Consider the following 12,164-nt stretch of genomic DNA (forward strand, 5'->3'; position numbering starts at 1 on the left):
ATGGCTACTTTTATTGCACCGGAGCAGGGAATTACTTCTCTTACGGCAGCCGAGTTGGCACAGAAGATCCACTCCCGGGAGCTGACGTCCCGTGAGGTCACCGAGGCTTTTTTGGAGCGGATTGCGCAGACCGATGGTGAGCTTAATGCTTTCCTCTATGTGGGGGCGGAGCAGGCGTTGGCTACTGCCGATGCCGTCGATGCCGCCTTGGACGCCGGTGAAGCCCCGGCTTCCGCACTAGCTGGTGTCCCGTTGGCGCTTAAGGACCTGCTAACCACGACGGATATGCCTACTACTGCAGCTTCCAAGATGCTCGAAGGCTGGATGTCGCCGTATGATGCCACGCTGGTGACCAAGCTGCGCGAGGCCGGAATCCCTATCTTGGGCAAGACCAACCTGGATGAGTTCGCGATGGGCTCTTCTAATGAGAACTCCGCCTTTGGCTCGGTACACAACCCTTATGACACCGAGCGCACCCCGGGTGGCTCTGGTGGTGGCACTGCCGCGGCATTGGCCGCCGGCCAGGCCCCGTTGGGCATCGGTACGGATACTGGCGGGTCTATCCGCCAGCCGGCTGCCCTGACCAATACTGTCGGGGTCAAGCCCACATATGGCACAGTCTCGCGTTATGGGCTCATCGCCGCGGCGTCTTCGCTGGACCAGGCTGGACCTTGTGCGCGCACCGTCCTGGATACCGCGCTGTTGCATGAGGTTATCGCGGGCCACGATGTTTTCGACGCCACCTCTGTGGACCGGCCGGTGGCACCCGTGGTGGCCGCCGCTAAGGAAGGTGCCAACGGCGACTTGACGGGCGTGAAGATTGGCCTGATTAAGCAATTTGAACGCGACGGCTGGCAGCCTGGAGTGATGGAGGCCTACCACGCCGCTGTGGAACAGCTGGTGTCCCAGGGCGCGCAGACCGTGGAAGTAGATTGCCCGCACTTCGATGATGCCCTGGCAGCCTACTACCTGATCATGCCCTGCGAGGTTTCTTCCAACCTGGCCCGCTTTGACGGCATGCGCTACGGGTTGCGCGTGGGCGACGATGGCACTCACTCGGCCGAGGAAGTCATGTCCCTGTCGCGTGCGGCCGGCTTTGGCCCCGAGGTCAAGCGGCGTATCATGCTGGGCACCTACGCGCTGTCCGTCGGTTACTATGATGCCTACTACCTGCAAGCTCAGCGCGTGCGCACCCTGATTGCGCAGGACTTTGCCAAGGCCTTTGAACAGGTAGATGTCCTGGTTTCGCCCACTACGCCCACCACGGCATTCAAGTTGGGGGAGAAGGTCGAAGACCCGATGGCCATGTACAACTTTGACCTGTGCACACTGCCGTTGAACTTGGCCGGTGTGTGCGGCATGTCGGTGCCTTCTGGCCTGGCTAGCGATACCAACCTGCCCACCGGCTTGCAGATCATGGCCCCGGCTTTCGCGGATGACCGTCTGTACAAGGTGGGCGCCGCATATGAGGCTGGCCGCCAGCGCTAGTTTCGATGTTATCCCCGCGGGCCCCCTTTTATGGGGGCCTATGCATTGGCCCCAGGCTTTCGGATTAGGGTAGCCTTTCCATAATGTTGCGGCTTTAGGGCGGGCACGCTCAGTGCCGCCCCAGCCAGAGGATTATGGAACAGGAGATGCAATGGGTGATACCGGACATGCCGCCGAGTGGGCGGAGGGCTACAAGGCTGGCTACGCCGCAGCCTACGGTGAGGGCTACCAGGCGGGGCTTGCCGCAGGCCGCGCGGGCCTGTATGCGGACCAACATCTAGAGCGCAAGCTAGCTAAGCGCGAAGCCAAGAACGCCAAGCGCGAGGCCAAGTACGCCGCCCGGCTGGAGCGGGAGCGCGATCGCGAAGCCGCGCGTGCCCGCTTCCTGGCTACCAGCAACCCCGGCCGCACTGCTCCCGGCACGGCCCAATCTGCCACCGGGTCTACCGCTGCCCCCGCACCAGCTCCACGCTCTAAAGGCCGCCGCGCACAGGAAGCCACCATCGTGGGTAAGGAGCAGATTTCTCCCGACATGGTTCGCCTGCGGGCGCTGGCCCCAGAGCTAATTGGCCGGGAGTTCGACTACACGGATCACTACATTAAGATTCTCTTTGTACCAGACGGTGCACCCTATTCGTGGCCCTTCGACTTGGCGGAGATCAAGCGGAGCCAGCCCAAGCACCTGCGTCCAGTCACCCGCACCTACACGCTGCGCAGCGTGGATTCCGCCACGGGTGAGATAGAAATCGACTTCGTGCTGCACGGGGATTCCGGACTGGCAGGGCCGTGGGCTCGCGACGTGGAAGTGGGGCAGACCTTCGCCTTCCTCGGCCCGGGTGGGGGTTGGGCGCCTACCGCCAAGTATGACCACTTTGTGTTGGCCGGTGACGAGTCTGCAGCGCCAGCAATCGCGGCCGCCCTAGAAAGGATCCCGGCGGGCTCTAGCGCAGTGGCCTTCATTGAAGTAGAAGCTGCTGGGCACGAGATTCCGCTGCCTACCGGCGAGGACATCGAGGTCCGCTTCGTCTACCGCGAAGGTGCCATGCCTGGTTCCGTGCTTTCCGATGCCGTCCGCTCCTACACCCCACCCCCAGGCCATGTGGGCTGGTTCGTCCATGGGGTAGCGGAGATGATTAAGGCTTTGCGTCGCCACCTCTTCGTGGCCAAGGGCGTGTCCAAGCGCGATGCATCAATCTCCGGTTATTGGCGCCTGCGCATGACAGAAGACCAGTGGCAAGAATCCAAGCGGGAGTTCGTCGCGGCGTTGGAAGCCGAGGAAGAAGCGGCCGCCCGCGAGCCTTAGTGCCGCTGCCCGTAGGCCCTAGTGCCGCTGCTCGCGAACGATAGCGCCACCTCGGCGCAATTGGAGCTCAGCAGGTGTCGGAGTGGGACTACTTGGCGTCAGAGAATGCGTAGGCCGCTCCGGCTGTAGCGGCCGTGACGGTGAGCACGGCCGGCCATGCCCCAATCTTCTTGGCCAAGGGGTGGCTCGCACCGAATGCGGCCAGGTAGCCAGCACTAAGAGCGGCGGTGGTGGGAGCACCGGCCTTGTCCAGCCAGGAGCGCCCCGCCCACAGTCCAGCGGCGGCGAGGATGACCCCGCCTAGGGGACGAATTCCAGTTTCTTTTGCGGTGACCCAACCGCCGATGAGCCCCAGGGTGACCGTGGTGGCGGTGGAGACTTCTGCGGGCTTCTTTATATTAATCATTGCCATGCCACCCCATCTTAGACAGTCACACGCGGAGAAACGCGCACACTCCGGTGCACAGAGGCACACACGCGGTGTGCCCACTCCGGTATACAGGGGCACACACGCGGTGTGCCCGCTATGGCGTACATGGGCGGGCACGCAGGGGTCGCGCAGCCAGTGGTGCTAGATTAAGCCCCAATGATTGACTCGCCAGATACCCGAAGCAGCGATGTGCTGCCCGCGCGCGACGCGTGGAAAGCCATGTTTGCGCTCTCCCTGGGCTTCTTTGTCTCCGTGTTGGATCAATCCCTCGTGGCAGTTGCCCTGCCCGGCATCCAGGCAGACTTTGCAGCGGGGGTCTTAGAGACGCTGTGGGTATCATCGGCCTACCTGCTTGCCGTGGTAGTCCCGCTGCTGGTCACCGGAAGGCTGGGCGATGTAGTGGGCAACAAGCAGATGTTCCTCATTGGCGTGTCCGTCTTCGGCCTGGGTGCGCTGGCTTGTGCGTTTGCGCCTAGCATCGGGATCCTCATTGCTGCCCGTGCGGTCCAAGGGCTAGGCGCTGCCATGCAAATGCCGCAGACCATGGCTGTTATCAACCGCATCTTCCCCCGTGAGCGCCGCGGCCGTGCCCTAGGGGTGTGGGGGGTGGTCGGCTCCGTCGCCGCGCTGACCGGCCCGCTGCTAGGCGGGGTACTGGTAGAGCTGTTTAGCTGGCACGCGGTGTTTTGGATTCACGTGCCCGTCGTGGTGGTGGCGCTGCTTGTGGGACAGCGGTGGATACCTCGTCTACCCACCTTTGCCCGGCGGATCGACATCCCTTCAGTGCTGTTGTCCGCTGCCGGGTTGGGGATGCTGGTCTACGGCATCCAACAGGGCATCGCCCAGCATGGCTCCGTGATGTTCGGGGCGGTGATCGCACTCGCTGCTTTTATGCTGCGCCAGCGCGCGCTTGAACGCAAGAAAGATGCCTCCGCCATGGACCAGGAGCCGCTAGTGCCCCTGGAGCTGTTTAGTAACCGTAATTACGCCGCAGGCACGGTAGGCATTGTGTCCATGGGCTTTATGGCGGCAGCGATCATGTTGCCGGTGATGTTGTGGCTGCAGCAGATCCGGGGCATCGGCGCGGGGGAAGCCGGCCTGATGGTCGCCCCCATGGCCGTGATTTCTCTGGGACTCTCGCCCGTAGCGGGCATCCTGGCAGACAAACTGGACCCACGCCGCCTGGCCAGCATGGGCTTTATTGTTTTGCTGGCCGCCACCGCCGGTCTGGTGGTGGCCGTTCGCGCGGACGCCGCGGTGGGTTGGGTCAGCGTCGCCGCACTGGGATTGGGTGTGGGGCAGTCCTTTATCTGGGGCACCAACTCAGCCACAGCCATGCGCGACGTGCAACCGGCGCTGCTGGGGGCGGCATCGGGAGTCTACAACCTTTCGCGCCAGGTCGGTGCGGTAATCGGCGTGGCGGGGGTATCGGCAGCCCTGCAAGCAGGCACAGTGGCAGGCAGCCCACACGCTGGCGTGGCCGGAGCCTTCATGGTCATCGCGTTGGCACTGGTGGTGGGGTTTGTTGCATCACTGTTCTTCCGCAACACCCTGGCGCAGCCTGCGGCGGCCAAGCGGGCGCGGTAAGTTGGAAACCATGCGTCTTGCAGTACTAACTTCCGGGGGCGATTGCCCGGGCCTCAACGCCGTCATCCGCGCCGTGGTGCGCACCGCGTCTAACGAGTTTGGCGATACCGTCGTCGGCTACGAAGATGGTTGGGTGGGCTTGATGGAGGACCGCCGCCGGGACCTTTATGATGATGCCGAAATTGACCGCATCCTCCTGCGCGGGGGCACCATTTTGGGCACCGGCCGCCTGCATCCCGATGAGTTCAAGGCAGGCTTGGACCGCATCAAAGCCAATCTTGCCGATGCCGAGGTGGATGCCCTGGTTGCCATTGGCGGCGAAGGCACCCTTAAAGGCGCCAAGTGGCTGTCCGATAATGGGGTCCCGGTTATCGGTGTGCCCAAGACCATTGACAACGACGTTAACGCCACGGACTATACCTTCGGCTTCGACACCGCAGTGTCCGTGGCCACCGATGCCATTGACAGGCTGCACACCACAGCGGAATCCCACAACCGAATCCTTATCGTCGAGGTCATGGGCCGCCACGTAGGGTGGATCGCCCTGCATGCCGGCATGGCCGGTGGCGCACACTACACCGTAATCCCCGAAGAGCCCTTTGATATTGCAGATATTTGCAAAGCAATGGAGCGCCGCTTCCAGATGGGAGAGAAATACGGCATTGTCTGCGTCGCCGAAGGCGCCCTGCCCAAGGAAGGGACCATGAACTTCGAAGAAGGTGGGGTGGACCAATTTGGGCACCAGACCTTCAATGGCATCGGCCAAGTAATTGGCAATGAGATCAAGGCGCGTACCGGCTATGACGTGCGCACCACGGTGTTGGGCCACATTCAGCGCGGTGGTACCCCCACCGCCTATGATCGCGTGCTGGCCACCCGCTATGGCGTGCACGCCGCCCGGGCCGCCCACAGCGGCAAGTCCGGAATGTGCGTGGCCCTGCACGGGGAGTCCATCGAATTGGTACCCCTGGAAGCCGCAGTGGGCAAGCTCAAGACGGTGCCGGGTGGGCGCTACACCACTGCACGCGCGCTGTTCGGATAGGGGTGGGGAAGAGGGGGCATCGGCAAACTGGCTTGCGGTGCCCCACCGATAGCCGCGCGGGTCTGGGCGCGTATTAAGATGGCACGCATGACTGCTGCGATGTATGACCTGATGGACTTCGATGAGGTCCTGGAGAAGTTCGAACCGGTAATGGGCATGGAAGTCCACGTAGAGCTCAACACCAACACCAAGATGTTTAGCACCTCTGGAACTAACTTCAACGCAGCTCCCAATTCCAATGTGGACCCCGTGTCCCTCGGGCTGCCGGGAGCGCTGCCGGTGGTTAACCACGCAGGCGTCGAAGGAGCCATCAAGATTGGTCTGGCGCTCAATTGCTCCATTGCAGAGTCCTCCCGTTTCGCGCGGAAGAACTACTTCTACCCGGACCAACCCAAGAACTACCAGATTTCCCAGTATGATGAGCCAATTGCATACGACGGCTACCTGGACGTAGTCCTGGAAGATGGCACGCAATGGCGCGTGGAAATCGAGCGCGCCCACATGGAAGAAGACACCGGCAAGCTGACCCACTTGGGTGGGGCAGATGGGCGCATCCACGGCGCCACCGCCTCGCTGGTGGACTGCAACCGCGCCGGTATTCCGCTCATTGAGATCGTGACCAAGCCAATTATTGGCGCAGGTGAACGCGCCCCCGAGGTAGCCAAGGCCTATGTCTCCGCGCTGCGTGAGCTGGTAGCGGCGCTAGGGGTCTCTGATGCCCGCATGGACCAGGGGTCTATGCGCGTGGACTCGAATGTTTCCCTGCGTCCCGTGGGCCAGGAGGAATTTGGCACCCGCACGGAGACAAAGAACATTAACTCGCTGCGCTCCGTGGAGCAGGCGGTGCGCTTTGAGATGCAGCGCCAGGCACAAGTTTTGAGCGAAGGCGGGGAGATTGTGCAAGAAACCCGCCACTACCAGGAAACCGACGGCACCACCTCCAAGGGGCGCCCGAAGGAGACCGCGGAGGATTACCGCTATTTCAATGACCCGGATCTGCCACCGGTGATCGTCTCGCGCGAGTGGGTCGAAGAAATCCGCCAGACCCTACCGGAGATGCCGTGGATTCGCCGGGCGCGCATCCAGCAGGAGTGGGGGGTCAAGGATGAGGAAATGCGTGACCTGGTCAACGCTGGGGCATTGGACCTCATCATTGCTACGGTCGAGGCTGGAGCCAAGCCTGCCGATGCCCGCTCCTGGTGGGTCTCCTACCTCGCTGGCAAGGCCAACGAATCTGGTGTGGAGCTGGCTGGTTTGGACATCACCCCAGTGCAGGTGGCGCGCGTGATTGAGCTGGTGGGTGAGGGCAAGCTGACCACCAAGCTGGCGCGCCAGGCTGTCGACGGCGTGCTGGCCGGCGAAGGCGATGTGGACAAGGTTGTCGCTGCCCGCGGACTGGAGGTCGTCCGCGACGATAGCGCGATTGAAAAGGCGGTTGATGAGGCCCTGGCGGCTAACCCAGACATCGTGGAGAAGTACAAGGCTGGCAACACGAAGGTTACCGGGGCCATTGTCGGTGCTGTAATGAAGGCTACGCAGGGTAAGGCGGACCCTGGTCAGGTGAACCGGCTTATCGCACAGAAGCTGAAGTAGTAGCGGCGCGTTCGCGGCAGCTGTGGTAGCTGTGAGCAGCCGGCAGCTGTGGTAGTTGTGAGCTGGCGGCTGCTGTACCCGGGGTGTTTTGGTGGCCCCCTCTTATCGGCATAAATTTCCATTATGCTAGGTCAGAGGGGGTTTCGCTATGCTTGCTCCCATGAGTATTCGCACTAAGGTCCTGCAAAAGACCGGGCCGCAGGAGCCCTTCCGTATTACGACCATTGAGCGCCGCGCCCCCCGGCCGGATGACGTGGTCATCGACATCAAAGCAGCAGGTATTTGCCACTCGGACATTCACACCATCCGCAATGAGTGGGGAGAAGCGCATTTCCCGCTGACTGTCGGCCATGAGATTGCCGGAGTGGTCGAGGCCGTAGGTGAAAGTGTGACTAAGTTTGCCGTGGGGGACCGCGTTGGTGTGGGCTGCCTGGTCAATTCCTGCGGTGAGTGCGAGCAGTGCCGCAACGGCCAGGAGCAGGACTGCCTGCAAGGTAACGTGGGCACCTACAACTCGGAGGACGTTGATGGCACCATCACCCAGGGCGGCTACGCCCAGAAGGTGGTGGTCAATGAAAACTTCGTGTGCACCATCCCAGAAGGAATCGACTTCGATGTCGCCGCACCGCTGCTCTGCGCGGGTATTACCACCTATTCGCCCCTGGCGCGCTGGAAGGTAAAGGAGGGCGACAAGGTGGCCATTGTGGGCCTGGGCGGACTTGGACACATGGGCGTCCAGATTGCCGCCGCCAAGGGGGCGGATGTCACGGTGATCTCGCGTTCGCTGCGCAAGGAAGCAGAAGCCAAGGAGCTCGGTGCTAAGCGCGTGCTGGCCTCAGCGGAAGACCCGGACTTCTTTAAGATGCACCGCGGCGAGTTTGACCTGATTCTCTCCACCATCTCCGCAGCCTATTCCCTGGATGACTACCTGGGGATGCTCAAGCCTCACGGTGTGATGTCGGTGGTGGGCCTGCCACCCGAGCAGCTGGGAGTCAATATGGGCCGCTTGATCATCGGGGGAAAGGTCCTCACAGGCAATAACATTGGCGGAATCGCAGAGACTCAAGAGATGCTGGACTTCTGCGCGGAGCATGGAATTGGCGCAGTGATCGAAAAGATTGGAGTCACCGAGGTGGACCAAGCCTACGACCGGGTGGTGGAGGGCGACGTGAAGTTCCGCTTCGTCATCGACACGTCCACTTTCGATGAGGTGGACGTCCTCGCCTAATCGCCCGTGCGCGCGGTGCCCGGCGTGGCGTCGTGTCGGTGCTGTGTGCGCGGGGGCTCGGGGCGTCCTCGGCGTTGCTCAGCGTCGTGTTGGTGCCGTGTGCACCGAGGGTGGCGGAATCACGCCCTCCCACCTTGCCGGTTTGATTATGCAGTAGAAATTGTTCTGCGCTCTCAGGAATGGGGGCGTAGAATTGTTTGGCTGAAGTGCTCGACTACCTGCCTTGGAGGGATCTACTGTTGTGAACCGAACACTGTCAATTGCTTTGTCATTCATCGGGCTGCTCGTTGGCGCGGGCTTTGCCACTGGCCAGGAGGTGGTGCAATACTTCACCTCTTTCGGCGCTTGGGGGCTATGGGGGATAGCTATCGCTGGCACCATCATGGCGCTGGCGGGCACCGTGTTCTTGCAGCTGGGCTCGTATTTTAACGCCTCGGCCCACTCGGATGTCTTCCGTAAAGTAACCCACCCGTGGATTTCGCGCTTTATGGATGCTTGTGTGGTGTTTACCCTATTTGCCATCGGCATGGTCATGCTGGCTGGTGCGGGATCGAACCTGGAGCAACAATTTGGGTTCGCGCCGTGGATCGGTTCTGCGATCATGCTGGTGCTGGTTATGGCCTGCGGCATGCTGGACGTGGATAAGGTCTCCCAGGTTATCGGTGGCCTGACACCTCTCATCATCATCGCCGTGGTGGGAATGGCTATCTACACCGCAGTGCACCTGCCGGAGGACGTCGGTGCCGCCATGGAGATCGCAGCCGAAACTGAATCTCCCATTAACCACTGGCTGCTGTCAGCGCTGAACTATGCCGGTTTGGCGCTCATTCTGGCCGTGTCGATGTCCCTGGTGATCGGCGGCGATAACATCTCCCCGCGCGACGCCGGGCGCGGTGGCTTGGTAGGCGGTCTGTGCTACGCGGTGCTCATGGGCCTGGCGGGCTTTGTGTTGATTATGAATGCCGACGTTGCGGCGCATGATGACATCCCCATGCTCTCCCTGGTCAACGATATTCATCCCTGGCTGGGTCTGGCCATGGCCGTCACCATTTATCTGATGATTTTCAATACCGCCATCGGCATGTTCTACGCGCTGGGCAAGCGGCTGACGTCCAAGCGCCCGCACCTGTACCGTCCGGTGTTTATCGCGGGGTGCCTGGCTGGTTTTGCCTTTTCCTTTGTAGGCTTCCGTTCGCTGATGGCCTCGGTGTATCCGGTTCTGGGCTACCTGGGCATCATCCTGGTGGCTGTCCTTGTGGTGGCTTGGGTGCGTGGGTTGTCCAAGATTAAAGATGAAGCCGTTCGCCGCGAGCGCATTCGCGCCCTGCTGACGTTGAAGCTGCATCCGGACCGCGAGTACGACGATAAGTATGACGAGGAAATCGGCCAGCACGTGGTTGATTCCAACATGGAAGACGCAGACCTTTACCAGGAACTGGTTGCCGAAGTCAGCGAGGAACTAGACGGCGATGACGCCGTGGACTTTAGCCTGGAAGAGTTCGAAGAGGTAGACCATGACGTCACTGATTACACGGAGCTCGACGGTGTAGAGACCGACCGCACAGAAGAAGAAATCGCGGCGTTTATCGAAGAGACCTCCAGCAAGGAAGACTTGGAGGCCAAATAGCTGCTTGAGCCCTAGTCTGCCGATGCCCCGGTTCCTGCAACGTTTGCAGGCTACCGGGGCATCGTTGCGCACCGTGGGCGTTGCACATCGGGGGCATTGCGTACCGAGGACATTGCGCACCGTGGGCATTTCGCACGGTGGGCATTGCGGGCTATCGGGGCGTGGGGCAGGCTGTCGGCTAGTGCAGCAGGAGCTTGACGGTCAAAGCGAGCATGACGCACCCGATGGCCACGTTAATTCCCCGCCAGACCTTTGGACGCTCCAGTACATGCGAGAAGCGCGCCGCACCAAAGCCTAGGGCCGGGAACCAGCAGAAGCTGGCTAGGATAGCGCCGGCGGCAAATGCCCACCGCCCGCTGGGGCCGTATTGGTTAGCAATGCCGCCCAGCATGACCAGCACATCCACGTAGGTACCGGGGTTGAGCCACGTTAGCGCCAAAGCGCCCAGGACCGGCTTGACCCAGGTGCGGGTGTGCAGCCGCTGGCGCGTGAGCGTGGCGACGCTAGAGCCGTCTTCAGTAAAGCTTCGGCCGTCGGTGGGATCTTCGCCGTCGATGCTGGCATCGGGGCCGACGCTGAGGAGGGGATCGGGGTTGAGTTCGGGGGCATCGGCAGTGTTGAGTGCCTGGCCGTCGGCGCGGAAGGCATCACGGAAGCACACGAACGCAAAATAGAGCAGGTAGGCGGCGCCACAATACTTCAGCACCATCAGCGCGGTGGGGAAGCGGTCGACCAAAACACCCACACCGGCAGTGCCGCCCAGGATCAAAAACACATCTGAGATTGCGCACACCGCCACAATCGCACCGATGTGGTTGCGCTGGATGCCTTGCTTAATCACAAAGGCATTCTGGGGACCAATAGCAACGATGAGGGACAGGCCCAAAGCAAAACCGGCGAGCACAATCGACATACCTAGAAAGCTATCGCCCCTTAGCAGTGAAGTCCATTTATATAAACTTCATTTGGTTAAGATGTGCTTCATGAACCAGACGCATTTGGAAACCCTACTGGCCATCGTCGAGGAAGGCAGCTTCGAAGACGCCGCGACCGTGCTGGGAATTTCGCCCTCAGCGGTCTCCCAGCGCATCAAGGCCCTGGAGTCCTCCACCGGGCGGGTGCTGCTGCGCCGCGCCTTGCCGGTAACGCCCACAGAAGCCGGGGAGGTGCTGGTGCAAACCGCTCGGCGCGTCGCGCTGGTTCACGACGAAGCCCGCCGCGCGTGGGGCGAGCGCATGCGTTCCGTGCCTCTGTCCGTGGCCGTCAACGCTGATAGCCTGCACACCTGGTTTGCCCCGGTCATCGCTGCGGTGGCCAACCATACCGACGCCGCGCTGCGCATCCGCGTAGAAGACGAGGTGGCCACGCTGGGAATGTTGCGCCGCGGCGACGTCATGGGGGCCGTGACCAGCGAATCCACTCCCGTTGCCGGGTGCGAGTCCACCCGGCTGGGCGCTATGCGCTACTTCGCCGTCGCCGCGCCCAGCTTGGCCCAGTCTGCCGATACCGCCCTGCGCACCGGCCGCTGGCACGAGTTGCCGTTGGTGCTCTACAGCCAGCAAGACCCGGTTCTCAAAGAAGGCCTGCGCCGGCACGGTATCGGGCTGCGTGATATCCAGGCGCGGGTGAGTTACCTGCCCAACATTGATGCCCACAACGAGGCTGTCCGGGCAGGACTGGGTTGGGGGCTCATCCCGCAGCTCCAAGCCCAGCCGCTGTTGGACAGCGGCGAGTTGGTGGTTGTCGACCCCGCACCATTGGACCTGGAGCTGTACTGGCAGTGCTGGCGGCTGGATTCAGAGCTGCTGGAGCGACTGAACGGGTTTGTGTACCGCGCCGCGCAGGGTTTGGCAACGCCTGCATAAC

Annotated in this window: 10 protein-coding genes; 8 read left to right on the forward strand and 2 right to left on the reverse strand. The window is 61.9% G+C overall.

What is annotated here, in order from left to right; translation table 11 throughout:
* The gene (gene gatA, locus G7Y31_RS04920; protein WP_165009157.1) at positions 1-1,488 is read left to right on the forward strand and encodes an Asp-tRNA(Asn)/Glu-tRNA(Gln) amidotransferase subunit GatA; all 1,488 of its coding nucleotides are present in this window, start codon (positions 1-3) and stop codon (positions 1,486-1,488) included.
* A 151-nt stretch (positions 1,489-1,639) separates the two neighbouring features.
* Positions 1,640-2,791 carry a siderophore-interacting protein gene (locus G7Y31_RS04925; protein ID WP_165009158.1) on the forward strand — a complete coding sequence of 384 codons (1,152 nt, stop codon included), beginning with the start codon at positions 1,640-1,642 and terminating at the stop codon, positions 2,789-2,791.
* An 88-nt stretch (positions 2,792-2,879) separates the two neighbouring features.
* On the opposite strand, the gene G7Y31_RS04930 is transcribed toward G7Y31_RS04925, so the two are convergent.
* A complete protein-coding gene (locus G7Y31_RS04930) occupies positions 2,880-3,203 on the reverse strand; it encodes a hypothetical protein (RefSeq protein ID WP_165009159.1) in 324 nt (107 codons plus the stop codon).
* 174 nt (positions 3,204-3,377) lie between these two features.
* Here G7Y31_RS04930 and G7Y31_RS04935 point away from each other — a divergent pair, with 174 nt between their 5' ends.
* The 5 genes from G7Y31_RS04935 to G7Y31_RS04955 all read left to right on the forward strand — a co-directional run bounded on the left by G7Y31_RS04935 (position 3,378) and on the right by G7Y31_RS04955 (position 10,298).
* Complete coding sequence (locus G7Y31_RS04935) at positions 3,378-4,808, forward strand: DHA2 family efflux MFS transporter permease subunit (protein ID WP_165009160.1); 1,431 nt, start codon at positions 3,378-3,380, stop codon at positions 4,806-4,808.
* A gap of 10 nt (positions 4,809-4,818) precedes the next feature.
* On the forward strand, positions 4,819-5,850 hold the full coding sequence (locus tag G7Y31_RS04940; protein WP_165009161.1) for an ATP-dependent 6-phosphofructokinase: 1,032 nt from the start codon (positions 4,819-4,821) through the stop codon (positions 5,848-5,850).
* Between the two features lie 78 nt (positions 5,851-5,928).
* Positions 5,929-7,443, forward strand: coding sequence for an Asp-tRNA(Asn)/Glu-tRNA(Gln) amidotransferase subunit GatB (gene gatB / locus G7Y31_RS04945; protein WP_196823620.1), 1,515 nt, complete (start codon positions 5,929-5,931; stop codon positions 7,441-7,443).
* Positions 7,444-7,603: 160 nt separating this feature from the next.
* The gene (locus tag G7Y31_RS04950; RefSeq protein ID WP_165009163.1) at positions 7,604-8,671 is read left to right on the forward strand and encodes an NAD(P)-dependent alcohol dehydrogenase; all 1,068 of its coding nucleotides are present in this window, start codon (positions 7,604-7,606) and stop codon (positions 8,669-8,671) included.
* A gap of 241 nt (positions 8,672-8,912) precedes the next feature.
* Positions 8,913-10,298, forward strand: a complete 1,386-nt coding sequence (locus tag G7Y31_RS04955; protein WP_165009164.1) for a YkvI family membrane protein — start codon at positions 8,913-8,915, stop codon at positions 10,296-10,298.
* 178 nt (positions 10,299-10,476) lie between these two features.
* Here G7Y31_RS04955 and G7Y31_RS04960 read toward each other — a convergent pair whose 3' ends face one another.
* Entirely contained in the window at positions 10,477-11,211 is a 735-nt protein-coding gene (locus tag G7Y31_RS04960) for a LysE/ArgO family amino acid transporter (RefSeq protein WP_165009166.1), read from the reverse strand.
* Positions 11,212-11,281: 70 nt separating this feature from the next.
* Between G7Y31_RS04960 and G7Y31_RS04965 the strand changes: the two genes are divergently transcribed.
* Positions 11,282-12,163, forward strand: a complete 882-nt coding sequence (locus G7Y31_RS04965) for an ArgP/LysG family DNA-binding transcriptional regulator (RefSeq protein WP_165009168.1) — start codon at positions 11,282-11,284, stop codon at positions 12,161-12,163.
* The last annotated feature ends 1 nt before the right edge of the window (position 12,164 follow it).

Source organism: Corynebacterium lizhenjunii (assembly GCF_011038655.2).
Classification (GTDB): domain Bacteria; phylum Actinomycetota; class Actinomycetes; order Mycobacteriales; family Mycobacteriaceae; genus Corynebacterium; species Corynebacterium lizhenjunii.

Coding starts and splice junctions, on each gene's coding strand:
- gatB (WP_196823620.1), top strand. CDS start 5,929: ATGGCACGCATGACTGCTGCGATGTATGACCTGATGGACTTCGATGAG.
- G7Y31_RS04935 (WP_165009160.1), top strand. CDS start 3,378: ATGATTGACTCGCCAGATACCCGAAGCAGCGATGTGCTGCCCGCGCGC.
- G7Y31_RS04960 (WP_165009166.1), bottom strand. CDS start 11,211: ATGTCGATTGTGCTCGCCGGTTTTGCTTTGGGCCTGTCCCTCATCGTT.
- G7Y31_RS04925 (WP_165009158.1), top strand. CDS start 1,640: ATGGGTGATACCGGACATGCCGCCGAGTGGGCGGAGGGCTACAAGGCT.
- G7Y31_RS04965 (WP_165009168.1), top strand. CDS start 11,282: ATGAACCAGACGCATTTGGAAACCCTACTGGCCATCGTCGAGGAAGGC.
- gatA (WP_165009157.1), top strand. CDS start 1: ATGGCTACTTTTATTGCACCGGAGCAGGGAATTACTTCTCTTACGGCA.
- G7Y31_RS04940 (WP_165009161.1), top strand. CDS start 4,819: ATGCGTCTTGCAGTACTAACTTCCGGGGGCGATTGCCCGGGCCTCAAC.
- G7Y31_RS04950 (WP_165009163.1), top strand. CDS start 7,604: ATGAGTATTCGCACTAAGGTCCTGCAAAAGACCGGGCCGCAGGAGCCC.
- G7Y31_RS04930 (WP_165009159.1), bottom strand. CDS start 3,203: ATGGCAATGATTAATATAAAGAAGCCCGCAGAAGTCTCCACCGCCACC.